This is a genomic window from Longimonas sp., assembly GCF_046498435.1.
Lineage (GTDB): Bacteria > Bacteroidota > Rhodothermia > Rhodothermales > Salinibacteraceae > Longimonas.
On record NZ_JAWOAR010000207.1, the window covers coordinates 1 to 25,768 of the forward strand.

Consider the following 25,768-nt stretch of genomic DNA (forward strand, 5'->3'; position numbering starts at 1 on the left):
CGATCCATGCAATGTTGGGGCGCGTGTCTTCTGTTGTCAACGTCTTTTGCCAACACCCTTACTTCAGTTATGCCTCGCGCTTCCCGCTCACGCCGCTCACGCCGCCCTGTGCCGCCGGTTCTGCAACCGACCAATTACAAGCTGCTCCTGGCAGGCGTGCTGGCTATCGTGCTTGGCTTCACCCTTATGTACGCCGAAAGTGCACTCGAAGGAGTCCTTTCGCTGTACGTGGGGCCGCTCCTTCTGATGGGCGGATACGTCGGAATCATCTATGCTTTGCTCTGGCGTCCCGACCAACCCGAGGCTGCTTCCGACAGCGAAGCGTAACGCCAACTGCGAGGCACACTTACGCGGCCTGGAGGGCCTTCTGGTTCGCCACAATCTCATGTTCGGCAAAGAAATAGGCGGCTTCCTTCTGGCCGTTCTCAACCGAATCGGAGCCGTGCACAATGTTAGTCGAAATCGAGTCCGCAAAGTCGGCGCGGATGGTGCCCTCGTTGGCCTCGTCCGGATTCGTAGCCCCAATCAGAGCACGGAAGTCGGAAATTGCATTCTCTTTTTCAAGCACAATCGGCACACACGCACCGCTCGACATGAAGTCGGTCAGTTCGTCAAAGAACGGCTTGTCCTGGTGCACAGCGTAGAAGCCCTCGGCTTCCCGCTTCGAGAGGGTGATCATTTTCAGGGCGCGCACGGCAAACCCGGCGTCTTGGATGCGTGCAAGTACGGTGCCGATCAGTTCCTTGCGGACGCAGTCGGGCTTGAGGATGGCAAGAGTGCGTTCGGTAGCCATAGGGCAAAGCAAATTAGTACGAAAGAGATAGAATAACGCGGCGGTGGGGCCAATGTGTGACGATGCCGACCGCAAATCACGCATTCCGTACGACGGTTTGCCCCATGCGGTGTTGACATGCGATGAATCGCTGGGCGAAGTTGTGTGAAGGGAATCCGTTCTGGCGTATTCTGGGGGATGCGATAGCTACGTGCCCAGCATATCACTCACCGCCAACGCAGCGGGCACCGCCTTAAGAGGAAGTGCAATCTCGTCGCTGCACTCGTAGATGGCGGACTCACGGTAGCTGCCAGACTCGGGCATGCGGTATACGTGCACTCGGTCTTCGTTGAGCGCCACGACCCACACTTCGGGGATGCTTGCTTGCGCATACAGCGGTACCTTCACCTCCTGATCGAACGGAAGCGAGGAGTCGGCTACTTCGACCACGAGCAGCACCTCGTCGGGGCGTGGATGGCGAGAGGCGTAGTCGTCGTCGCGCGGTTTCAGCAGTGCCACATCGGGCTCCGGCTCCGAATCGGGCGGAAGCACAATTGGGTTTTGCACGCTCACGAGGGCCTGCCTGGGATGAACGTGTGCTGAAAACACACGCGTGAGACGACGCACACACGCCGCATGCTCGCTTCCGATGGGAGACATTTCGTAGATGTGACCGTTCAGCAGTTCGATGCGGCGATCCGTGCCCAGCACGCCCGCCTCCGCCATCCGGTGATAGTCGCTTACCGAAAAGCGAAGCGGGGTGGGGTCCGAAACGGGCGGAGCAGCAACAGGCATGGCAGCGCCGTCTTTCGTTTACGAAGGCAGGACCGCATCCACAGAAGCAGAGTGATCGCCGAGCGGCTGCGGAAGCATACACGTGTCGCCGCGGTCATACGTCGTCTGCTCGCGATAGCGGTTCGATTCGGGGGTCTGATACACATGCACTCGGTCTTCGTTGAGCGCCACGACCCACACTTCGGGGATGCCCGCTTGCGCATACAGCGGTACCTTCACATCTTGGTCGAACGGAAGCGAGGAGTCGGCCACTTCGACCACGAGCAGCACCTCGTCGGGGCGCGGGTGGCGAGATGCGTAGTCGTCGTCGCGCGGTTTCAGCAGTGCCACATCGGGCTCCGGCTCCGAATCGGGTGGAAGCACAATCGGGTTTTGAACCCGCACAATGGCGCGATCATCGACTGCGTGCATGAAAAGACGGGTGAGGCGATCGACACACGCAGCGTGCCGGCTTCCGATGGGCGACATTTCGTAGATGTGACCGTTCAGCAGTTCGACATTGAGATCTGGCCCCAGCACCCCCGCTTCCCCCATCCGGTGATAGTCGCTCACCGAAAAGCGATAGAGCGTTGGCGCCGGCAGGGTTGCGGGTGCAGAAACAGGCATAGCAGAAGGGCGAGACCTTTGTGCGGTTACACGTGCTTCTCGGCGTGATACGACGAGCGCGTGAGCGGACTGCTTTCTACGTGCTCAATGCCCTTTGCCTCGCCCACTTCTTTGTACCAGGCAAAGGTTTCGGGCTCCACCCAGTCCTCAACGGGCAGGTGCATCTTCGTCGGCTGCATGTACTGTCCAATCGTCATCACGTCGAGGCCGATCTCCACGAAGTCGTCCATCAGTTCCAGGACCTCTTCGGGGTCTTCGCCCAGCCCCACCATGATGCCGCTCTTGGTGCGCAGGCCATCTTCTTTGGCCCACTGCAGCACATCGAGAGAGCGCTGATAGTCGGCTTGCGGACGCACACGGCGGTAGAGGCGGGGCACCGTTTCCATGTTGTGGTTAAAGATGTCGGGGCGGGCATCAAACACCGTCTGGCACGCCTCGCGGATGCCGCGGAAGTCGGGCGTAAGGACCTCAACCGTGCAGCCCAGTTCGTGCAGGCGGTTGATGGTATCGGCAAAGATGGGGGCGCCGCCATCCTTGCGCTCGTCGCGGTTCACGCTGGTGACGACCGCATGCTGCACGCCCATCAGGTCGGCAGCCTCGGCCACGCGGCGCGGCTCGTCCCAGTCGAGTCCGTCTTGCGGACGACCCGTCTTAATAGCGCAGAACCCGCACGAGCGCGTGCAGATGTTGCCCAAGATCATGAACGTAGCCGTGCCTGCACTCCAGCACTCGCCCATGTTCGGGCAGTTGGCGCTCTCGCACACCGTGTGCAGGTCGTGCTCGTCGATGATGCTACGCACTTTCTTAAACTCCTTGCCTTGCGGCAGCTTCACGCGGAGCCAGTCGGGGCGTTTGCCTTGCTTGTTTTTGTTGGTGTCTTCGACGACAGGCAGTTCAAAAAAGCCAGGGTCGCCGTCGCCCGAGGAAGCGAGTTCTTCTTTCTCGACGGAGCGAAGTTGAAGATCGTCAGGAGTTTTGGGAGACGTTGCGCCGGAATCCGACATGCACTAAAGGCGGGGTTTACACGAGGCTTTGCGGAAGGCAGCAGGGAAAGAATTGCTGCTTTGCACGTAACGAAAGACCTAACAGGGCGTTCCTCTAAATGCAACGGCTCCCGCCGAGGGGAAAGCCCTTCCAGTGTTCACCGATTTCGCTTGACGTATTGCCCCCTCCTGTATGACTGAAGCAGACGTAGCAACCGCTGTACATCCCATTGGACCCAAGGACGTGCGCGACGTACTTTCCCGCCACATGCTCACCAAAGGCATGATGCGCATGGTGCTCGACATGGACGAAAGCCAGGGCGTGCGCCTGAAAGACAAATCGGGCGATGCCTCCTTCATCGACCTGTTCGGGTTCTACGCGTCCAGTCCGTTGGGAATGAACCACCCGAAACTGGCCCGCGACGACGCGTTTCGGCAGCGCATCATGGATGCCGCGCTCAACAAGATCACCAACTCGGATGTGATGACCGAGCACATGGCGCGGTTTGTGGATACGTTTAGCCGCGTGGGCATCCCGAATTACCTGCCATACACGTTTTTCATTTCGGGCGGTGCCCTCGCGATTGAGAATGCACTGAAGGCCGCTTTCGACTGGAAGGTGCGCAAGAATTTTCAGAAGGGCTACCGGCGCGAAGTTGGGCACAAAGTGCTGCACCTTGACCAGGCCTTTCATGGACGCAGCGGATACACCATGTCGCTCACGAACACCGCCGATCCGCGGAAGACGATGTACTTCCCAAAGTTCGATTGGCCCCGCATCACCAACCCGAAGATACACTTTCCGATCGACGACGCTGAAGAAGAGCGCCTGGCCCACAAAGAGCAGCAAGCCCTGCAGCAGGCCAAGCGCGCGTTCCACGAGCACACCGATGAGATTGCCGCGGTCATCCTGGAGCCGATTCAGGGCGAGGGCGGCGATAATCACTTTCGTACGTCGTTCCTGCGCGATCTGAAAGACATTGCCCACGAGAACGACGCCCTCTTCATCTTTGATGAGGTGCAGAGCGGCGTTGGCATCACGGGCAAGTTCTGGGCGCATCAGGCCATTGGTGTAGCGCCAGACATCATGGCGTTCGGCAAGAAGACGCAGGTATGCGGCATTTTGGCCGGACGCAAGCTCGACGAAGTGGACGGCCACGTGTTTGAAACACCGAGTCGTATCAACTCGACCTGGGGCGGTAACCTGGTCGACATGGTCCGCTTCGACCGCATTCTTGAGATCATCGAAGAAGACGAACTCGTTGACCACGCAGCCCATGCAGGCAGTCACCTGCAAGACCGGTTACATGCCCTTGCGGATACGCACGAGGCAATCACGAACGTACGTGGACGCGGCCTGATGTGCGCGTTCGACCTGCCCACCAAAGCGCATCGGGATGCGGTGCTGGAGCAGTGCTTTGAGGAAGGCGTCATCATCTTAGGATGTGGCGAATCCTCCATTCGCTTCCGCTCGCCCCTGACTATCACCGCGAGCGAGATCGATGAAGGCATCAACCGCCTCGATGCGGCTATGACCACGGCTACGCAGCAAACGACGCGTCATCGCGATGCCTAGCAACCAGCGCTGCACGCATGGCAAGCCGTGGCAAATAGGTACACGCCAGACATCTTGCCCTGTATCTGATGCATTTTCCCCACTGGCTGTCCCCCATGGTCAGTGGGGATCGGTTTGGTATGCCTCGTCCGATTGCAGTTTAACCAAACAGCGCCTATTATAGTATAGTAATGTGTACGCTCGGAGCACAATACCGTCCGTGTTTTGCATCGCCGTGGTCATCGAGCTGCGAGCCAGATTCTTCGTTTAGTACCCTTGAACAGAAAAGTAGTCGGATGTCGTTGTCTTCTTCCTCATACACGCCTGCTTCCCGCCTCGGAGCGCTGCTCTGTAGCCTGGTGCTTGTGCTTGCCTGGATGGCCGTACATAGCCCTTCGGCACAGGCCCAGTACACCCCCGACCGCGAGTTCCGGGTCACCAACAAGATTCCCTTCGAGCAGGTCATGTCGTACGATGAAGTGTGCGGATATGAAAATGACCCGCGCGACATGGATACGTTCAAGACCTCCGATACCGCTATCCCGAAAAATGAGGAGGCCGATATCACCGTTGACTACGGATCGGGCTTCACCACCGAGGCACAAGAGGCCTTTCAGCGCGCGATCGATGTGTGGCGCACACACATCACCACTCCCGTCGAGATTCGGATTGATGCCTCGTTTCAGGACCAGGGCGAAAACGTTCTGGCTTCAGCTGGGCCACGGTTCTTGTACGAACTTACCGATACCGATGGCAACAGCTTCCTCGTAGGCGATGCCCTCACCGATGCGCTGCTGGAGAACGATCAGAACGCGGGCGAGCCCGACATTATCGTAAACGTGAACAGCGGGCGCAACGACTGGCACTTCGGCGAAGGCGAGCCCGCATCCAACGAAATCGACTTCACCACAGTAATTCTTCACGAGATTGGACATGGGCTCAACTTCTTAAACCTGACCGATGTGAGCAACGGCGAAGGCTCATGGGGCATTTCGGAAGCGCCCGGCGTTCCGGGCATACTTACCGACCGGATCGTGCATGAGGATCCGCCCGGCACGTTCAACCGGCTGCTCAACGAATCTCGTTACCCAAACCCCTCGACCGACCTCGGTGATGCGCTGACCAGCAACGCGCTCTTTGCCACGGGAGAAAACACCGATCTCGCCGCTGAAACCAGCACCGGCCCCGTACCCGCCCAGCTTTACGCGCCGTCGTCGTACACGGGCGGATCCAGCATCGCGCACTTCGACGAGGCAACCTATCCCCCAGACGACCCGAATACACTCATGACGCCACAAATCGGCTTTAATGAGGTCACACGCGTGCCAGGCCCCAACATGTGCGGACTTCTGTCTGACATGGGCTGGACGCTCAACCAGGGCTGCCTGGAGTCCATCGGGTCTACCGTCTTTGCATTTCAGGCAGCTGCGCGCTCCGAGTCGGGCAGTGCCACGCTCTCGTGGAATACGGGCACCGATGCCGATCGCATTGATGAGTACATCATCACAACCAAACGGTTTGGAGAGGAAGTGGCCGAAGAGCGTCTCTCTGCTGAGAACCGCACGGGCTCCGAAGTCGTGTTTCCGATTGAAGACCTGCGTATGGGACGCTATACGTTCGACCTCACCTGGATCTTCGACGACGGCACCGAGGCCGATATCACCTTTTCCTCCGATCCGGTCGAAATCAAACCGTTTGAGGTTGCCGCGTCAGTCGAATCGTCACCTAACAGTCAGGGGCGCGCTCCAGTGTCTGTAGACTGGAATCTGCCGCCTGACGTAGCCGATTTCCAGTTCGAGGTGGAGCGCGCTGCAGGACGGGGCACCGAAAATCCCGAGTTTGAAGTCATCTCGGAGATGCCTGTGACCGACGCGCAGGCCTTGTTCGAAAATCAGGCCGCTGGCGTGTATCAGTACCGCATCCGCGCAACCGACAATGAAGGCAATGTCTTGCTTAGCGAGCCGGTAGAAGCTGAGATTCCGTTCGACGCCCCAGTAGTTTTCACCGAAGCCTACCCGAATCCCACCAATGGCCTCTTCCGCTTCGACGTCACTGCCGAGACCACCCAGACCGTCGACGTAGAGGTGTATAACACCATCGGGCAGCGCGTGTATCGCGACCGCGTGGGACTGCAAGAAGATGTGCCGCGCACGCTCACCGTAGATGGAAGCACATGGGGCAGCGGCACCTACTTTGTCCGCATTATCGGCGAAGACTTTTCTGAAACGCGCCGTGTGTCTCTGACGCGCTAACCCGCACCGAAAACACCCACCCGCACAAAAAAAGCACCGCTACGCACGTGGCGGTGCTTTTCGTTGTAGTTAGAGGGAAGCGCAGGCCCGAGGCACGCCTCCGGCAGTCTCACGCGGATCGCTACTCAGTCGCTTGCCCGTTGGCAGACGGCGCCGCAGGAGTTGCGGACGCTTCGTCGTCGGTTTTGTCGTCGTCCGCGTCGTCAGTCTCCGCGTCGTCCAGGTCGTCGAGTGCCACGCGGGTCACATCCGCAATCGTATCGTCCTTCTTCAGGTTGATGACCCGCACGCCCTGCGTGTTGCGTCCCATCGTGCTGATCTCGTCGACGCTGGTGCGAATCATGATGCCGTTCTCCGTAATGACCATCAGGTCCTGCTCGTCCTGCACGCCCTTAATGGCCGCCAGCGGTCCGGTGCGCTTCGTCTTGTTGAGTGTGATGAGCCCCTTCCCGCCGCGCCCCTGCACACGGTAGCGGTCCAGTTCAGTGCGTTTGCCGTAGCCCTTGGCCGAGAGCGTAAACACATCGGGAGCCGAGTCCTGATCGGGATCCACCGAGATCATGCCCACAAGCGTTTCGCCCTGGCTAAGGCGTATGCCACGCACACCGCGCGTATTACGTCCGGTGTCGCGCACATCACCTTCGTGGAAGTGCACCGCGCGTCCCCCCGAAGACGCTACCACCACCGTATTCTCGCCTGCGGTGAGCGCCGCCTCGATGAGTGCATCGTCGTCATCAATTGAGATCGCGATAATCCCGTTCGAGCGCGGACGGCTAAACGCTTCCAGCACGGTCTTCTTGACCTGCCCATTGCGCGTAGCCATGAGCACATGGTGATTGTTCAGGAAGTCGTCGTCTTCGAAGTCCTCCTTGCTCACGGAGAGGACCGCGCGAATCCGGTCGTCGGGGGCAATTTCGATAAGGTTGCGGATGGAGCGCCCCTTCGCGGTGCGGCTGCCTTCCGGGATTTCAAAGACGCGGAGCCAGTAGCATTGGCCGTGGTCGGTAAAGAAGAGCAGCATGTCGTGCGAGTGCGTCACGAACAGGTGCTCAATGTAGTCGTCGTCGCGGGTGCCGCTGGCGCGCAGCCCCACCCCCCCACGCCCTTGAGCGCGGTACGTATCGACGCTGGTGCGCTTGGTGAGTCCCTGGTGCGTGACGGTAACCACCACATGCTCGCGTTCAATCAGGTCTTCGATAATGATGTCGCCGCCGCCCGTGTAATCGATCTCGGTGCGGCGCTCATCGTCGAAATTATCCTTCACTTCCAGCAGCTCTTTGCGCACCAGCGCCATGCGCTCGCTGCGGTCGTTCAGGATGGTATGTAAACGCTTGATCTCTTCCATGATGTCGCGGTACTCGCCCACGATCTTCTCGCGTTCGAGTCCGGTAAGGCGGCTCAGGCGCAGGCGCAAGATGGCATTGGCCTGTTCTTCGGTGAGCCACGCCTGCGGCGGCGCTTGCGGCGTTAAGTCGTCATAGCCCTCGCCCAAGAGGCGCGTGGCAATGGAGGTATCTTCTTCGCGGTCGATTGGATGCGCAGCAGGCAGACCTAAATCGTCGAGTTCCTCGCGGGTCAGCGGGTCGGGGTAGCGCCCCGCAATCAGGTTTTCGCGGGCGTCGGCGGTGGCGGGCGAGTGGCGGATGATCGCAATGACGGCGTCGAGGTTGTCGAGCGCGCGCGTCAAGCCCTCCAGCACGTGCGAGCGCTTCTGGGCTTTGTTGAGGTCGTACTCGGTGCGCCGCTTCACAATGGTGTGGCGGTGCTCCACATAATGATGCACGGCCTGTTGCAGGTTCAGCACACGCGGACGCCCGTTCACGAGCGCCACCATGTTCACGCCAAAGGTGTCTTGCAGGCGCGAGTGCTTGTACAGTTGATTCTTAACAACGAGCGGCACCGCATCCTGCTTCAGTTCTACCACAATGCGCATCCCGTCGCGATCGCTCTCATCGCGCAGATCCGAGATGCCCTCAATGCGCTCGTCACGCACGCGCTGGGCGATGCGCTCGATGAGTGTGCTCTTGTTGACCTGATACGGGATTTCCGTAATGACCAGCGCCATGCGGCCCTTGCGGATCTCTTCCTCGTGCATCTTAGCCCGCATAATGACGCGCCCGCGCCCGGTGTGGTAGGCCTCGTACACCCCCGCGTATCCATAGATAATGCCGCCGGTGGGGAAGTCCGGCGCTGGCAGATGCTCCATCAACCCGTCGATATCAATCTCGGGGTTGTCGATGTAGGCGACCACCGCGTCGATAGCCTCGCCCAGATTGTGGGGCGGGATCTTCGTGGCCATGCCCACGGCAATGCCGTCGGCCCCGTTCACGAGCATGTTCGGAAACGCTGCAGGAAGCACGGTCGGCTCCTCAAGCGTGCCGTCGAAGTTCTCCTGCGTAGAAACGGTCTCCTTGTTGATATCGTCGAGCATGCGCTCGGCGATCTTGACCATGCGCGCCTCGGTGTACCGCATGGCCGCTGCCGAGTCGCCATCGACCGAGCCAAAGTTGCCCTGGCCGTCTACGAGCGGGTAGCGCATCGAAAAGTGCTGCGCCATGCGCACCAGCGTGTCGTAAACCGACGAATCGCCGTGTGGGTGGTACTTTCCGAGCACCTCGCCTACGATACGAGCGCACTTCTTATAGTTGGACCCCGCGGTAAGACCGAGTTCATGCATGCCGTAAAGCACGCGCCGGTGCACGGGCTTCAGGCCGTCGCGCACGTCGGGCAGAGCGCGGCTCACAATGACCGACATCGAATAGTCGATGTAGGAGGATTTCATCTCCTCCTCGATCTGGATGGGGATGATGCGGCTGTCGTCGGTTTCCATACTCCAGTAGCCTGTATACTCGTCTCAAAAAGAAAAGGCCTGCCGCCCCCTTGCAAGCACGATGGGCGCGCTCTAAACGGGCGTATATGGCAAGCACAGCAATATACAGACCGCGCAGCGAAATAGCTACCCCTGCGCGAGGGGGAAGGGCATCAATTGAGGGTCTTAGGGGTTCTTCATGCACGATGTGGCATTCATACTGCATCAGCACAGATATGCTTGACATCTGTTTGTATCACACACGTTTGTATCACACACGTTTGTATCACACACGTTTGTATCACACAACCCGCCCCAACAAGGGATGAGGTTCATAGGTTGGATTCGGAGCATTGTGCTCATTACCTTACTGGCGATGTTGGGCACTGTGGCCCTGCACGTTCCCAATCAACGCCCTGCTGCTATGTCCGACCCCGAGGCCACCACCCCGTACCGCTCCGATACGCTTCGTACGCCTGCCGGCCTCGATGTGCAAGGCCATCGTGGCGCGCGCGGGCGGCGCCCCGAGAATACGTGGCCGGCGTTTCAGTATGCGCTCGAACAGGGCCTGCCCACACTGGAGATGGATGTCGTCATCAGTGCCGATGGGCAGGTGGTCGTATCCCATGAGCCGTGGATGAACGCAGATATCTGCACCGCTCCCAATGGCGCGCCCCTCCCCAACGACGAGGCGCAGCAGCACAACCTGTACCGCATGACGTACGATGAGATTGCCGCGTACGACTGTGGGCAGCGGCAGCACCCGTCTTTTCCGGAACAGCAGCCCGAGCCCGCCGCCAAGCCGCTACTGCGCGACGTCATTGCGCAGGCCGAGGCGTTTGTACGAGCAACCGAACGCGAACCGGTATTCTACAATATCGAAACGAAAAGCCGTCCGGCATGGGAGGGTCGCTTTCACCCTCCGCCCAATGCGTTTGCGCAGCATCTCATTGACGTGATCGCCGCTACCGGGGTATCCCCCCGAACCACGGTACAGTCGTTCGACCCGCGTACGCTGCGCTACACCCGCGAAGCAGCCCCTGAACTCCGACTGGCGCTGCTCATTGCCCAGGAAAGCGATCAGGGCGTATCCGAAAACCTGGAGGCACTGGGCTTTGTACCCCATATCTACAGCCCGGACGCTGCACTGGTCGATGCCGCACTGGTGCAGACTGCTCACGCGCAGGGCATGCAGGTCATTCCGTGGACGGTGAACGATCTTGAGACTATGCGTGGCCTCGTAGAAATAGGTGTAGATGGACTGATTACGGACTACCCGGATCGGGGCATGCGCGTACGTGCCGAGTAGATGCCTGGGCGCTGCACCGAAACGCGATGCGCCTGAATGAAACAAAGCGAAACAATCGCTCTGGAGAGTAGGTGGTTTTCGCGTACGCTTTTTATACTCCTGTAGACGCTGCGCATTAAACGCAGCAAGCGTACTTCTTTTGCAGAACCTTTGGTGCCCATGCCGGTGTCGCGTCGTCTTGTCCAAATTGGAATCGGGGTGGGGCTCCTTGTGGTGGGCCTGCTGACAGGCGTGCTGGTCATGCTACTGGTAACGCCCGAACCGGAGGCGGCCGTTGAGTCGCCTCGTCCACGCATTGAGTTGGGCGGAAACACCGTCACGCTGCCGCCCCCCACGCCCACAGACAGCACGGCAGCCCCCGTATCGGAGCCCAACCTGCGCACTCTGAATGCTGCCTTTCGGCGCATTGCCGACCGCGTAACACCCACCGTTGTGTTCATCCAGATCGAGTCTGACCGCAACGCCGAGCGTAACTTCCGGTTCGAGGGGGATATGGAGCAGTTCATGCCTCCGCGCATGCGCCAGAGCGTAGGCAGTGGCGTGATCCTGAGCGCCGAAGGGCATATCGTAACCAACGAACACGTCGTGGCACAGGCAGAGGCCATTCGCGTCACGCTACACAACAAGCGGCAATACGAGGCACGCGTGGTGGGCACCGATCCGTCAACCGACCTGGCGGTGCTGAAGGTCGATCCCGAAGATCCCCTTCCCACTGCTCCACTCGGCGACTCGGACAACTTGCGTGTGGGCGACTGGGTCGTGGCTGTAGGCAATCCGTTCCGCCTTACCTCAACGGTAACAGCGGGCATTGTAAGTGCACTCGGGCGGCAGGTTGACATTATCGACGATACGTTCAGCATTGAAGACTTCATTCAGACCGATGCCGCCATTAATCCGGGCAACTCGGGAGGCGCGCTCGTAAACCTTAACGGAGAACTCGTAGGCATTAACACCGCCATTGCCACCGAGAGCGGATCGTATGAGGGCTACGGGTTTGCCGTCCCCACCCAGTTGGTGCAGCGTGTTGTGACCGACCTGATCGAGTTTGGCGAGGTGCGGCGTGGCTACCTGGGAGTGAGCATCGAAGAAGTGGACGCCGCGCGAGCCGATCGCCTCAGCATGGATCGCATTCAGGGCGTGTATGTGGGCACGGTACGCCCTGGCGGGGCCGCCGACGAGGCCGGGCTCCAAGACGGTGATGTGGTGCTTGCGATTGATGGACGCCCTATCAACGCGCCCAACATGCTCCAAAGCGCCGTGGCACAGCGGCGTCCAGGCGAAACGATGGAGCTGCGCATCCTGCGCGATGGCGAAGAACAAACCAAACAGGTAAGCCTGATGGGCCGCGAGGCGATGGCCTACCAAGAGTGGCTCTCGGAACTCGAAGGCGGAGCCGATAGCACCCGCGAGCCTCCTCAGTCTGGCCCCGCCGACCCTCCGTCCAATGACGAAGATGAGCCCGACGAATCCGATGCTACGGTCAACCTCTCCGAGTGGGGGCTGGGGCTACGTCCGCTACAAGATACGCACCGAACCGCTTTCGGCATCGACCAGGGCGCGTACGTCGTGTTCGTTGAAAACGGTGAACGCGCTGCCCGTGCGGGGCTACGCCGCGATGTCGTGATTACGCACATCGAAGAAACTCCTGTGGAAAGCGCCACCGAAGCCGAGCGCCTCCTCGGCGAAGCAACCCCACCCCGCGTGCTTGTGCGCGTGCAACGCCGCAACGGTACCGGAGCCTTCTACGAAATTGAACGACCCTAACCCGCATCTCTCCCGTAAAGAGGGATGCAAACAGGCCCTGCCATACCGGGAGCCGTACTCATTTTTTACTGATTGCCACCATCCCCATGATCCGATACCTCACCGCAGGCGAGTCGCACGGCGAAGCCCTGATTGGCATCGTCGAAGGTATGCCTGCTCACATCCCCCTAACACCTGCCGATATTAACGAGCACCTGGCACGCCGCTGGCTCGGCTATGGACGCGGGGGACGCTCCAAAATTGAAAACGACAAGGTATATATTTACTCGGGCATCCGGTTTGAGAAAACGCTGGGCAGTCCCATCGCCATACGCATCGACAACGGGGCCTACAAAAAAGACAAAGCGGGCTGGCCAGAGAAAATGGCAATTGAAGGGGAGGGCGAAGGCGTCGAGCCCGTTACGCTGCCGCGTCCCGGACATGCCGACCTGGCGGGGATGCAAAAGTACAACTTCGATGACATGCGCCCGGTCATCGACCGCAGCAGCGCGCGCGAAACGGCCATGCGGGTAGCCTGCTGCTCGGTCGCCCGTACGCTGTTGCGGAAGCTGGGCATTGAGGTGGGCAGCCACGTAACACGAATTGGCGAGGTGGGCTGGGACGGTCCCGAAGCCTGGTACGACCCTGTTGAAGCGCTGATCGAAGGCGATGGCAGCGCCCGCGCTGTTTACGAACAGGCCGACAAAAGCGCGACCCGCATGCTCGACGATGCGATGACCGAGCGATGCATCGAACATATCGAAGAGGCAAAGGCCAACCGCGACTCGCTTGGCGGCACCTATGAGGTCATTGCCACCGGAGTGCCACCCGGACTGGGCTCATACGTGCACTGGGACCGCCGCCTCGACGGGCGCCTTGCACAGGCGATCTGCTCCATCCAAGCGCAGAAAGCTGCTGAAATTGGCGATGGCGTGCGCAATGCAAGACGTCCCGGCTCAAAAGTACACGATCCCATTCTGCCAGGCGAGGGAGACGAGTACCCACGTCGCACCAATCGAGCAGGTGGGCTTGAGGGCGGCACGACCAACGGCATGCCCATTGTGGTACGCGGATACATGAAACCTATTCCCACACTCATCAAACCGCTCGACTCGGTCGATACCGCTACGGGCGAGGCCCAGCCCACGCGCTACGAGCGCAGCGACATTACCAGTGTACCCGCAGCCTCGACCGTGGCCGAAGCCACCGTAGCCTGGACGCTTGCCGAGGCGCTGCTCGAAAAATACGGCGGCGACACCTTCGATGACCTCAAAGCCCATATTGAGCACGACCGCGACGCCCGCGCACAGTAGACCGGACCGGGGATCCCCTTTGGTGCAGGCAGGAGCCAGTTGGCGACAAGTCGATCCAGAGACAACCAAAGGCGAAGGGAAGAAGCAACATATGGAGTTGATTCTAACGCCCAGACCCTGTACCTTGAAGCTGTTTGTAACATCTGCAATCATGCTGTTACATTCGCGAAGCAATGGTATGCTCACTCGGTAGAAAGGCATGCCGAAGTAGCCACACGCCCTCATACGCCCTTCAGTTGTTGACCAGTCACCTACACCCAGTGGTAGGCTCTACCAATCGATTCTGGTTGTGGACCAGGCGTCGCATTGTCGAGCTGTGTTTTCATTCCTGCCACTGTCCTCACACAGGCTGTTTCTACAGAAACTGATTCCCGCACACCTCCATCCTTGCCGATGCCCGTGTACGGCATACGAGGACCCGCTCCAGCGGCCCTCTCTTTATGCAGTTAGGCCAACCCGCATGCGGGCGGATTGCCTTGCTGCCTCGCTCTTGTTGCACTGTTTTATGATGATGCGTAGCTCTCTTTCTTCGTTTGTTGAAGCCATGCCGGCCCCCGTCGTTCTGGTGGATGCAGAAGGCCGTATTCATGCCGAGAGCGAACGGTGGAGACGCACCTTCCGTGTGCTGGTCCCAAACGCAGGCGACACCGACTCACTGTTTGACTTAATCCGCGATGACGAGGGGGCCTGGCGCGAAGCTATTACCCGCTGCCTCCGTGAACACCGTACAATGCGAGGAGCGCAGCGTCGCATCCACTTTCCAGGCGCCGGTCCCCGGTGGGTCGATTGGCAACTGCGTCCCGTGGCCCCTGCCGAGGCATCTGCCGAGGACGCTGCGGCCACGCATGCGCTGCTCTACATGGCCGACCGTACCAGCGAACGCCAGACCGACCGCCTGAGACAGCAGGTCGAGGCGCGGTTCGATACGCTGCTCGACACCATTCAGGAAGGTGCGCTCCTTATGGATAGCGACGGCGTCTTTCGCGACTGTAACGACACTGTGCCCGAAATATTTGGACGCCCGCGCTCCGAAATCATCGGCTCACGCTTTAGCGACGACAAGTGGAACGGCTTGCGCTCCGACGGTACGCCGCTGGCCAACACTGAATTTCCGTTCTGGGTTGCGTACTACGAGCGCAAGCCCGTGATGGGCGAGGTGATGGGCATTTATCCGCCCGACGCCCCGCCCCGTTGGATCCGCGTCAACGCGCGTCCGCTCTTTGAGCTTGACGAGGACGACCCCTACGGCGTATTCATCTGCTTTGAGGACATCACCGACGAGCAGCTGAAAGACGAGGCGCTGCAAACCTCGCGCGATGTGCTCTCCAGCGTACTCACCAGTTCGCTTGATGGCATTGTTGTGTACTCGGCTGTACGTGACACACGCGGTACCATCGTCGATTTTGAGTGCGTGCTGGTGAATCCCCAAGGCGAGAAACTCCTCAAGGTATCCGCCGAAGAGATCATCGGGGCACGCATGCTCGACTTACTACCCGAGCATGCCGATCAGGGCTTGTTCGATGCCTATGTCGATGTGATACGCACGGGGCAGCCGTACGAAGACGAGCTGCGCCTGGCCGACACCAACGGCGGCATGACATGGTGCCAGGTGATGGTTGTAAAGATTGAAGACGGCATTGCTGTTACCTTCCGCGATGTGTCGGAGCGGCGCGAGGCTGCCCAGGCCATGTCGGTGGCAAACGAAAAGCTGGAGCAGCGTAACCGCGCCCTCCGCGACTTCGCCTACATCGCCTCGCACGACCTGCAAGAGCCGCTGCGTAAAATCAGTGCGTTCTCGAACCTCGTAATCCAAGACTACGGCGACAAATTTGATGACACCGGCCGCCACTACCTGGAACGCATGGAGGACGCCGCACGACGGATGTCGCAGCTCATCTCGGACCTGCTGGTGTACTCGCGTATCACCACCCGGGCGCGTCCGTTCGAGGAGGTCGATCTGAACGCGATTGTGCAGAACGTGCTTACCGACTTGAGCATGCGTATTAAGGACGTAGACGGCACAGTCCACGTCGACGACATGCCCACCATTGAAGCAGATGCCACACAGATACGCCAGCTTCTGCAGAACCTGATTGGGAATGCACTCAAGTTTCACCGCCCCGACGTTCCCCCTGAGATCAACGTCGAAACCGCAGTGATAAACCGGCACGACCTGGATAACGAGGTGCCCGTACAGGCCAACTGCACGTCGGTGTGCCGCCTCCGTATAGCCGACAATGGGATTGGCTTTGAATCAAAATATGTAGACCGTATTTTTACACCGTTCCAGCGCCTACATGGGCGTAGCGAATACGAAGGAACGGGGATGGGACTTGCCATTTGCCGACGCATTGTGGAACGCCATGGCGGCAGCATTGCCGTAGAGAGCGTTCCCGACGAAGGTACTACGTTCACAGTATGGCTCCCGGTACGCCGCACGCCTTCTTCTAACGACGCGCCTTCGGCGCCTGCCCAGTATGACCAATCCACGACAGAAACGATCCTGGATGAGTGACGAAAGCATTCGCATCCTGCTTGCCGAAGACGACCCCGACGACCGGCTGCTGACCCGGCAGGCGTTGAAACGAAGCCGTCTGGCTAACACTATTTCAATGGTCGAAGACGGCGAGGAACTGATGCAGTACCTGCGTCACGAAGGCCCCTACAGCGACCCCGAGGATGCTCCGCGTCCGGGCCTCATTTTGCTCGACCTAAACATGCCCCGCATGGATGGACGCGAGGCGCTGAAGCTCATTAAGTCGGATCCGGCATTGCGCCGCATTCCCATTATTGTACTTACCACTTCAGAGGCCGAGCAGGACATTCTGCAAAGCTACGATCTGGGCGTGAACGCCTTTGTCACCAAGCCCGTAACATTCGATGGACTTGCCGACGCCATCCAGGCGCTGGGCGACTTCTGGTTCGAAATCGTGAAGCTCCCTCCGCAGTACGAAGAAACCGAATGATGACCACCACAGAGGTGATTGACGTGCTCCTCGTTGAAGACGACGAGGACGACTACGTCATCACGAAGGCGCTACTGTCGCGCGCTGAGAGTATCGACTGCAACCTGGAATGGGCCTCCAGCTACGAGGAGGGACTCGACGCGATTCTGTCGGGGGGATACGACGCGTGTCTGGTCGACTACCGTCTTGGGGCACACACCGGGCTCGACCTGCTCCATGCCGTGAATGAGCAGGGCAACCGCACGCCTATCATTCTGCTTACAGGCCAGGGCGATCTCGAAATTGACCTTACGGCTATGGCTGCAGGGGCCGCGGACTATCTCTCGAAAGAGGAGATCGACGCCCCGCTCTTGGAGCGCTCCATCCGTTATGCCGTAGAGCGTGCCCACGCCGACCAGCGCATCCGTGAGCAGGCGGCTCTGCTCGACAAGGCCCGCGATGCCATCATCGCCTACGATATGGAGGGCCAGGTCGTCTACTGGAATAAAAGCGCCGAGCGCCTTACGGGATGGTCGGCCGAGGAGATGCTGGGCGAACCGGCCCGCGAGCGCCTCTACACCAACGAGCAGCAAAAGAAGCTGAAGGAGTGCTTTGCTACCATCGAGGAAAAAGGCGAGTGGACCGGTGAGCTGCGCCAGCATACCAAAGATGGCGAAGATCTGGTCGTAGAAAGCCGCTGGACGCTCGTACGTGACAATGCGGGAAATCCGTCGTCGGTGCTCGTTATCAACACCGACATTACCGAGCGCAAGCAATTAGAGATGCAGTTTCTGCGTTCGCAGCGCATGGAAAGCATCGGCCGCTTGGTGGGCGGTATTGCACATGACTTAGGCAACCTGCTTGTGCCCATTCTGCTTGGCGTGAAAGTGCTTCAGCAGCGCTTCGACGACGACAGCCAGGTCGAGCGTACGCTTTCGATGATCCAAAAGAGTGCCGAACGCGGCTCCGACATGGTCGACCAGGTGCTGGCCTTTGCGCGTGGCGTGGAAGGCGAACGTGTAACGCTGGACCCGGGTGCCATCATCGACGAGGTCGATAAGATCATCCGGGAAACGTTTCCCGACCGCATCACTGTGGAAACAGAAGTCGACGAGGCCCTCGACACCATCGTGGGCGATGCCACGCAGATCCAGCAGGTGCTCATGAATCTTAGCGTCAACGCCCGCGACGCGATGCCCGACGGCGGCACGCTTGCCATCAAGGCGGAAAACGTAGACCTGTCCGAGTCCGACGCCCGCCGCAACATCGACGCCGAGCCTGGGCCGTACGTGCGCATCACCGTATCCGACACCGGCACTGGCATCCCCGACGACGCGCTCGATAAGATCTTCGAGCCGTTTTTCTCCACCAAACCCGAGGGGGAAGGTACCGGACTCGGGCTCTCCACCGCCTACAGCATCGTAAAGAGTCACGACGGATTCATCGACGTGCGCAGCGAAGAGAACCAAGGCACAACCTTTCGCATCTTCCTGCCCGTAACCATCGCTGAAAGTGGAAAAGCCGAATCTTCGCCCGACCGCGGCGACACGCATGGGCAGGGCGAGGTTGTGCTGATCGTAGACGACGAAGAGTTTATCCGCGACACCGCACAGCAGACGCTCGAAAGTGCGGGCTACCGCGCTATCGTTGCTGCCGACGGCGCAGAGGCGCTGGAGCTTATGGAGGACTACAGCGACGCGGTCGATGCTGTCATCACCGACCTACGTATGCCCAACATGAACGGCCACGAACTGATTGATGTACTGAACGAAAAATACCCTGCTCTCCCGATTATTGCCGCAAGCGGGGCCTCCGACAGCGAAGCCAATACCCCCACCGAGGCCGACGGGCACACCTTTTTACCCAAGCCCTTCACCGCTGAAAAGCTCTACGCTGCCCTGCACGACGTACTGCACACATCCACGAAAGCCGGGTAGTGCTGTGTCAACCCTCATTTTGATGGTTACCCTGGCATCATCCCCCAACGAAGCGTGTCATGGTGAGCGCAGTCGAACCATCTCCTTGTCATTCAGAAGATACGGCGGGACAGGGGATCCTGCCAACCTTGGTGGAGATCTTTATTCACTGCGTTCATCAGTCACTTCGCTCGTGTCAGGACTCCGCACCTGCTAGGCGCAGTTGCTTCGCTCAAGATGACAGCATGCGAACGGGGACCTTACAACCCAACCATTGACCTGTGACACAGCAGTAGGCACGCATTCATGTCTCAGAGCGCAGTGTTATTGCAACATTTGGACGCTTTATCTCTCGGCTGGGCGAACTGCACAAAACAACCCACCGTTTCGCATTATGTAGTCGTACTTTGCGCTCCACTAGAGCGCTCTCTTCTGATCCCATAGCCCCGCCCGAGTATGTCCTGGATGAACCGCCTCGTGCATCGCGACGATGCCTCGCTCAACACTTCCACCCAGCCCGTCTCACCTGGCCCCAATGCCCCCCACGCCGTCGTTATCGGGGCCGGGCTCGGCGGACTCGCTTCAGCCATTCGCCTGAGTGTGCGTGGCTATCGCGTAACGCTCTTGGATCGCCTCAATCAGCCCGGCGGACGCGCCCGCGTTTTCAAGCAAGACGGATTTACCTTCGATGCCGGGCCTACCGTGGTTACCGCACCCTTCCTGTTTGAAGAACTGTGGTCACTCTGCGGCAAATCCCTTGAAGACGACGTGGAGCTCGTTCCTGTCGACCCGTTCTACCGAATCACCTTTCACGACGGCACGCACTTCGACTACTCGGGCGACTCGGACACCATGGAGCGCGAAATCCGCAAGTTCAATCCTGCCGATGTCGAAGGCTACCGGCGCTTTCTGGAGAAGAGCGAGGAGATCTTCGAGATCGGCTTTGAGGAGCTGGGCCATGTGCCGTTCCACAACCTGAGCGACATGCTCAAGATTGTGCCCGCGATGATGAAGCTGGAGAGCCATCGCACCGTGTACAGCCTCGTCTCCAAGTACGTCGAGCACCCGAAAATCCGCAAGGTGCTCTCCTTCCACCCGCTGCTTGTGGGCGGTAATCCATTCAGCACTACCTCTATTTACACGCTCATCGCGTTTCTGGAGCGCAAGTGGGGTGTGTGGTATGCGATGGGTGGTACAGGCTCGCTCGTGAGTGGTATGTCAAACCTGATCGACGAACTCGACGGTACGGAGCAGCACTATAACGCGGACGTGGAGCAAATTCTGGTGGATGGCGGACGCGCCAGCGGTGTGCGGCTGTCCAGCGGCGAAGTCATCGATGCCGATATTGTGGTGTCGAATGCCGATGTCGGCTACACCTACCGCCACATGATTCACCCGTCAGACCGTCAAACGTGGACCGATGAGCGCGTGGAGAATATGAAGTACTCCATGAGCCTCTTCGTCTGGTACTTCGGCACCGACCGCGAATACGAAGACATCGAGCACCACACCATCCTGATGGGCGAGCGCTACAAGAGTCTGCTCGACGACATCTTCAATAAGCAGGAGCTGGCCGACGATTTCAGCCTCTACCTGCACCGTCCCACCAAAACCGACCCATCGATGGCTCCCGAGGGCCACGACGCCTTCTACGTGCTAAGCCCGGTGCCGCATCTCGACAGCGGGGTAGACTGGCGCATGCAGGCCGAGCCGTACCGGCAGTCGGTCGAAGACTACCTCGCCGACACTATCATGCCCGACCTGGGCGAGCACCTCGTGACCTCCCGTATGCTCACGCCGCGCGAGTTCCAGATGGAGTACAAGAGCCTGAAAGGCGCGGCCTTTAGCGTAGAGCCGGTCTTGCAACAAAGCGCCTGGTTCCGTCCGCACAACGAAAGCGAAGATGTCGACCACCTGTACTTTGCCGGGGCCGGTACGCATCCTGGCGCGGGCATGCCCGGCGTGCTCTCCACCGCGCGCGTGCTCGACAGCATCGTCCCCGATCCCAGCGACCTGCGCCCGGTGCATCCGAAGAAAACATCGATGGCGGCGTAGCATGACTGTCCAATAGATAGCAAAAGAGGCCGCTAACAGGTCGCCCCTGTGTCCGATGGTTCTCCGTCGGATATGTGCGGCGGACGTACTTCTGCGTCTTCTACTCAACGCGGCACGACGCGGCTCATCGATTCGGCCCGAACAGCATGCCGCGCTGCACATGGATGCAAGTACCTCGGGGGGGCGATCTTTATTCACTGCGTGCATCAGTCGCTTCGCTCGGGGGCGGACGCCTACCGACGACGGTCAGCATCCATCTCTGATGACTGTGCAGGGGCATAAATACGCACTTTTGCACGGTCAACGGCAGATACATGTATAGCACAACGCGTTCTCAGACCCCGTATGGCCTCCAGATGTGCGTACGTTCTACGACGCAATTCAGCACCGGCTGTTTGATTCGGACTTACGTGTCGGTGAAGTGCGACAAGCTTGCGGCATTGAAGATCACAACGTAAGCAACGCCGCCTTTGTCGAAGGCTGTTCTACGCCGAACCCCGCGTGGCCGCCCGGTACGCCCGGTTAATGGCAAGCCACGCGCCGCTGTGGTAGCGATAATACGTCACAAACGCCGGAATCGCCGTCTCAAACACCAGCGCCAGATACACGCCCCACAGCCCGAGCGGCGTCACGGCTCCGGCATACGCCAGCGGAAGCGCAAACAAGAAGAGCCCGGCCAGTTGTCCGTAGAACGGCCACGTCGTATCGCCTCCCGCGCGGAGCGGACCCAGCGCGCCGTTCAGCAGGCCGTGGAAGATCACACTCACACACGTAGCGCGCAGGAGCGCCGCTGTGGTCGGAATTAGCTCCGGATCCTGCACAAATAGGTAGCTCACCGGACGCGCTCCTACAAAGATGGCCAGCGCCACCAGCGCATAGACGGTGACCGTAAAACGGAGCGTATCGTGACCGTACGCCTCGGCCTCTGAATCATCGTTACGGCCCAGGGCCTGCCCCACCAGACTGCTGGAGGCCAGCCCAAAGCCCCAGCCTGGCGTGTTCATAAGGCCGCGCATCCGTAGCGCTACCACGTACGCCGCGACCACATTTGGACCAAAGAACGCCACAATCGCCATCATCGGAAAGCGTCCGCCACCCTGGGCCACCTTGCGCAGGGCCAGCGGCGTACCCACCTGCACCAGACGCCGAGCCGTGGCCCGGTCTCCAAGTGTAGCCCGCGCATCCCACTGAATGGGCAGGTCGCCCACGTACGGCAGGCGTCCGCGTACAAAGCCCCAGGCCAGCACCCCCGTCACCGACGCCCCACCGAGCACCGTGCCCAGCGCCGCGCCCGCCACGCCCATGTCGAACCCAAAGATGAGCACCCCGCTCAGAATGACGTTGGCGATGGCACCGCCCGCCCGAATCACCATCGGAATCCACGCTTCGTTGGCGCCGACCAGCGCGCGGCTGCCCACCAGATTGAGCGCGGCAAAGGGCATCGCCCAGCTTGCAATCGAGAGATACGTGACGCCGTGTGCCACCGCCGCCTCGCCCGATCCAATCAGCCGGATGAGCGGCTCCGTGATGCCCGTAAACAGCGCCACCAGTGGCAGCGTCGTGAGCAGCCCCAGCGCCGCGCTCTGCACCACCGCCGTGGTGATGCCCGGGTGCTCCCCCGCCCCAAAGCGCTGCGACACAAGGCTAATCGTGCCCCCCGCAATGCCGCCACCCAGCATGTACGCCAGCGTCCAATACGGCACGCCGTAGCCGATGCCTGCAATCCCTGCAGCGCCTACGGCCATGCCCACCATCGCCACATCGGCCGTTGCCTTCGACATCCGCGCCACGCCCGTTACAATACGCGGCCACGCCAGCTCCGCAATGGCATCGCCACGCCGTGCATCAATCCAGCCCAAGCGGGCCAGCAGGCGGCCCACCTGTTCCAACAAAGCACGAACGGGGTTGAGCAGGGTGCGCACAGTGTAGGCGAGCTTGTGAAAAGAGTAATGTTGCAGTACACATAACAGCATACACGGCTACCATCCGTGCAAGAGCCATCGGTTGCGCATCCCTCACATCTTTTTGGCATCACCGTGTCCATCGCATTTGTGTTTTAGGGGAAAGCAAGGGGCCATGCTTCCTCCTGCATTCGGCCCAGCCCCACAGCAGCGCACGTGTCCATCGAAAGTAGGTGTGCCAACGGGCGAAGGCCGGCCGCCCCTCCATCGTTTGGTAGCAAACCGTAGGGACACGGCGCGCCGTGTCCCTACACGAGCTCCGTCGGTGTGCCATTACGGGCGGGGGACTGTCCTCTTCATGCTGCGAACGGGGGACCGTTGGCGGCAGGGACTTTTCATGAACGCTCGTCGCAAGGCTCTGTGGCTTTTCGAGATTACCCGCAGAATCTGGCCCCGACGGTCCCCCGTCGGGGTGATGCGGAGATGCTCTTGCCAATTGCAACCCGCCTCCCGCCCCGCTCGTCGCAAGGCTCTGCCTTGTGACGCACTTTTTTAGGGGCTCTGCCCCGTCCAGCCTGTCCGTCGCCCCCTCAAAAGATGAGTGGTATGATGTAGGACCAAGATGAAAGTGGAGGCCTGGCACGCCACTACGGACGGAGGACCGTCCTCTTCGCTCTACCAACGGGGGACCGTTGGCAGCAGGAGTTTGGGTAGTGAATGGACGTTAAGTGATCGCTCTCCCAATAAAAATCTGTCCTGAGGCGAACGGTCCCCCGTTCGCTCCCATCAGCTCCGCCAGAGATACAAGCGTTCACCGTGGCACATCCAATGCGCATGCCCGTTACCACAATGCCCTCCGAATCGCCGTCTCCGCCTCCCCCTTGATTCTGCTATGTCCAAAGAATCCGCCCCTGCCGATCCCGCAGTCGACACGACCCAGGCGCCGCCCGAACTCGGCAACCAGTACACCAGCGACCGGGTGCTCACCAGCTACCTGAAGCGTACCCTGCCCGAGGCCGTGCGCCAGGAGGCCGCTGATGCACTGCATGCGCTGGGCGAGCGCGCCGGGGGCGACCTCTACGCGCTGCAGCAGGCCGACCGCACCAGCGAACCCGAACTCACGCAGTGGAGCCCGTGGGGCAAGCGCATCGACAAAATCACGCTCACCGATGTGTGGAAAACCGCCGCGCCGCTCGCAGCCGAGTACGGACTCGTCGCGCTGCCGTACGAACAGCCGCACGGCGCACAGAGCCGTCCGGTGCAGTTTGCGCTGGCGCACCTGTTCATCCCCTCGACCGACATGTACGGCTGCCCGCTTGCCATGACCGACGGCGCCACGCGCACGCTGCTCGCTGCCGGGAACGACGCGCTCATCGACGAAGCCGTGCCGCACCTCACCAGCCGCGCCCCCGAATCCGCCTGGACCAGCGGCCAGTGGATGACCGAACTCGCGGGCGGCTCCGACGTCGGGCAGTCTAACACCACCGCCCGCCAAGACAACGACGGCACCTGGCGTCTGTACGGACGCAAGTGGTTCACGAGCGCCATCACCGCAAATATGGCGCTGGCCCTGGCCCGTCCCGAGGGCAACCCCGATGGCGGACGCGGGCTGGCGCTCTTTTACGTGCGCATCCGCACCGACGACGGCGCTTTGAAACCAGGGCTGCGCGTGCTCCGGCTGAAAGACAAGCTCGGCACGCGCAAGCTGCCTACCGCCGAACTCCACCTGAATGGCGTGGAGGCAATGCCCGTTACCGAACTAAAGCGCGGCACGCGGCACATTGCGCCGATGCTAAACATCACGCGCACCTGGAATGCCGTCACCGCCACCAGCTTTATGCGCCGCTCCGTAGCCCTGTCGCGCGACTACGCCACCAAGCGCACCGTCTTTGGCAAAAAGCTGATCGACCAGCCCTTGCACCAGGACACGCTCGCGCAGATGCAGAGCACCTACGAGGGGGCCTTCCACCTGTCGTTTCGCGTGGCCGAACTGCTGGGACGCGACGAGGCCGACACTGCCACAGACACCGACCATGCGCTGCTGAGGCTACTCACGCCCATCGCCAAACTGCTCACCGCCAAGCAGTGCGTATCCGTTACGAGCGAGGCCATGGAAGCCTTTGGCGGCGCTGGCTATGTCGAAGACACGGGCCTGCCCCAACTGCATCGGGATGCGCAGGTGCTGCCCATCTGGGAAGGCACCACCAACGTACTGGCCCTTGACCTGCTCCGCGCGCTCAAGCGCACCGGCGGACTGGCTCCGCTTCGGGCCGAGTTCAAGCGCTGCATGGATGGTCTTTCTGCGCCGCGTCTCATTCCTCCCATGAAAAAAGCCGCCCAGGCGCTCCAACATGCCCAAAACTGGCTGCATGAGGCGCAAGACAACGACGCCCAACTCCAGGGCAGCGCCCGGCGCTTTGCGTACACGGTGGGATCGGTAATGGAGGTGGCCCTCACCGTACACCACGCACAGTGGGCGCTCAACCACGAAAACGATGCGCGTCCGGCAGAAGCCGCAGTACGGCTGGCTGCGGCGGGCATTGACCACCTGCACCCGGTCGATCCGCACGGCGCGCATGTGCTTGCGCACGACTTCAACTGCCCCACGCTGTTCGAATGCCACACGGGCACTGCCGACACACCCGCCCCCGTGCCCACCGCCGATACGCTCTCTGAGTCAGCGTTTGCAGACGGACAGGGACAGCAAGCGAAGGCATAGCGTTAGCCCCCCACGGGCGTTTCAAGTAACAACTTGTGGGAGATACCAACAGAGATGACGGGTCCGTAACGCCTTATGTTATCAGATGGCTAAAA

17 protein-coding genes are annotated in these 25,768 nt (G+C 60.3%); 11 read left to right on the forward strand and 6 right to left on the reverse strand.

Going from position 1 to position 25,768, the window contains the following annotated elements:
• Positions 1-69: 69 nt before the first annotated feature.
• Positions 70-327 carry a DUF3098 domain-containing protein gene (locus tag R6U20_RS07715; protein ID WP_410337280.1) on the forward strand — a complete coding sequence of 86 codons (258 nt, stop codon included), beginning with the start codon at positions 70-72 and terminating at the stop codon, positions 325-327.
• Between the two features lie 19 nt (positions 328-346).
• On the opposite strand, the gene ndk is transcribed toward R6U20_RS07715, so the two are convergent.
• From ndk to lipA, 4 genes are all read right to left on the reverse strand, one after another.
• Positions 347-793 carry a nucleoside-diphosphate kinase gene (gene ndk, locus R6U20_RS07720; protein WP_410337281.1) on the reverse strand — a complete coding sequence of 149 codons (447 nt, stop codon included), beginning with the start codon at positions 791-793 and terminating at the stop codon, positions 347-349.
• A 186-nt stretch (positions 794-979) separates the two neighbouring features.
• Complete coding sequence (locus R6U20_RS07725) at positions 980-1,567, reverse strand: Uma2 family endonuclease (protein WP_410337282.1); 588 nt, start codon at positions 1,565-1,567, stop codon at positions 980-982.
• An 18-nt stretch (positions 1,568-1,585) separates the two neighbouring features.
• Positions 1,586-2,173, reverse strand: coding sequence for a Uma2 family endonuclease (locus tag R6U20_RS07730; protein ID WP_410337283.1), 588 nt, complete (start codon positions 2,171-2,173; stop codon positions 1,586-1,588).
• A 26-nt stretch (positions 2,174-2,199) separates the two neighbouring features.
• Positions 2,200-3,177: a lipoyl synthase gene (lipA, locus tag R6U20_RS07735; RefSeq protein ID WP_410337284.1), complete on the reverse strand. Its 978-nt coding sequence runs from the start codon at positions 3,175-3,177 to the stop codon at positions 2,200-2,202.
• A gap of 172 nt (positions 3,178-3,349) precedes the next feature.
• On the opposite strand from lipA, the gene lat reads away from it, so the two are divergent.
• The gene (lat, locus tag R6U20_RS07740) at positions 3,350-4,732 is read left to right on the forward strand and encodes an L-lysine 6-transaminase (protein ID WP_410337285.1); all 1,383 of its coding nucleotides are present in this window, start codon (positions 3,350-3,352) and stop codon (positions 4,730-4,732) included.
• Between the two features lie 275 nt (positions 4,733-5,007).
• Positions 5,008-6,963 carry a T9SS type A sorting domain-containing protein gene (locus R6U20_RS07745; RefSeq protein WP_410337286.1) on the forward strand — a complete coding sequence of 652 codons (1,956 nt, stop codon included), beginning with the start codon at positions 5,008-5,010 and terminating at the stop codon, positions 6,961-6,963.
• A 121-nt stretch (positions 6,964-7,084) separates the two neighbouring features.
• Here R6U20_RS07745 and gyrA read toward each other — a convergent pair whose 3' ends face one another.
• Positions 7,085-9,793 carry a DNA gyrase subunit A gene (gyrA, locus tag R6U20_RS07750; protein ID WP_410337287.1) on the reverse strand — a complete coding sequence of 903 codons (2,709 nt, stop codon included), beginning with the start codon at positions 9,791-9,793 and terminating at the stop codon, positions 7,085-7,087.
• A gap of 304 nt (positions 9,794-10,097) precedes the next feature.
• Between gyrA and R6U20_RS07755 the strand changes: the two genes are divergently transcribed.
• The 7 genes from R6U20_RS07755 (at position 10,098) to R6U20_RS07785 (ending at position 21,053) form a co-directional block, all read left to right on the forward strand.
• On the forward strand, positions 10,098-11,081 hold the full coding sequence (locus tag R6U20_RS07755; protein ID WP_410337288.1) for a glycerophosphodiester phosphodiesterase: 984 nt from the start codon (positions 10,098-10,100) through the stop codon (positions 11,079-11,081).
• A gap of 159 nt (positions 11,082-11,240) precedes the next feature.
• Entirely contained in the window at positions 11,241-12,845 is a 1,605-nt protein-coding gene (locus R6U20_RS07760) for a Do family serine endopeptidase (protein WP_410337289.1), read from the forward strand.
• A gap of 89 nt (positions 12,846-12,934) precedes the next feature.
• On the forward strand, positions 12,935-14,137 hold the full coding sequence (aroC, locus tag R6U20_RS07765) for a chorismate synthase (RefSeq protein WP_410337304.1): 1,203 nt from the start codon (positions 12,935-12,937) through the stop codon (positions 14,135-14,137).
• Between the two features lie 511 nt (positions 14,138-14,648).
• Positions 14,649-16,652, forward strand: a complete 2,004-nt coding sequence (locus R6U20_RS07770) for an ATP-binding protein (protein ID WP_410337290.1) — start codon at positions 14,649-14,651, stop codon at positions 16,650-16,652.
• Positions 16,645-17,103, forward strand: coding sequence for a response regulator (locus R6U20_RS07775; RefSeq protein WP_410337291.1), 459 nt, complete (start codon positions 16,645-16,647; stop codon positions 17,101-17,103). The genes R6U20_RS07770 and R6U20_RS07775 overlap by 8 nt, the downstream gene beginning before the upstream one ends.
• Positions 17,100-19,019 carry a response regulator gene (locus R6U20_RS07780; protein ID WP_410337292.1) on the forward strand — a complete coding sequence of 640 codons (1,920 nt, stop codon included), beginning with the start codon at positions 17,100-17,102 and terminating at the stop codon, positions 19,017-19,019. Before R6U20_RS07775 ends, R6U20_RS07780 begins: the two co-directional genes overlap by 4 nt.
• Positions 19,020-19,454: 435 nt before the next feature.
• Positions 19,455-21,053: a phytoene desaturase gene (locus R6U20_RS07785; protein WP_410337293.1), complete on the forward strand. Its 1,599-nt coding sequence runs from the start codon at positions 19,455-19,457 to the stop codon at positions 21,051-21,053.
• Positions 21,054-21,538: 485 nt separating this feature from the next.
• On the opposite strand, the gene R6U20_RS07790 is transcribed toward R6U20_RS07785, so the two are convergent.
• Entirely contained in the window at positions 21,539-22,975 is a 1,437-nt protein-coding gene (locus R6U20_RS07790) for an MATE family efflux transporter (RefSeq protein ID WP_410337294.1), read from the reverse strand.
• An 871-nt stretch (positions 22,976-23,846) separates the two neighbouring features.
• Here R6U20_RS07790 and R6U20_RS07795 point away from each other — a divergent pair.
• The gene (locus R6U20_RS07795) at positions 23,847-25,673 is read left to right on the forward strand and encodes an acyl-CoA dehydrogenase family protein (protein ID WP_410337295.1); all 1,827 of its coding nucleotides are present in this window, start codon (positions 23,847-23,849) and stop codon (positions 25,671-25,673) included.
• Positions 25,674-25,768 lie beyond the last annotated feature (95 nt).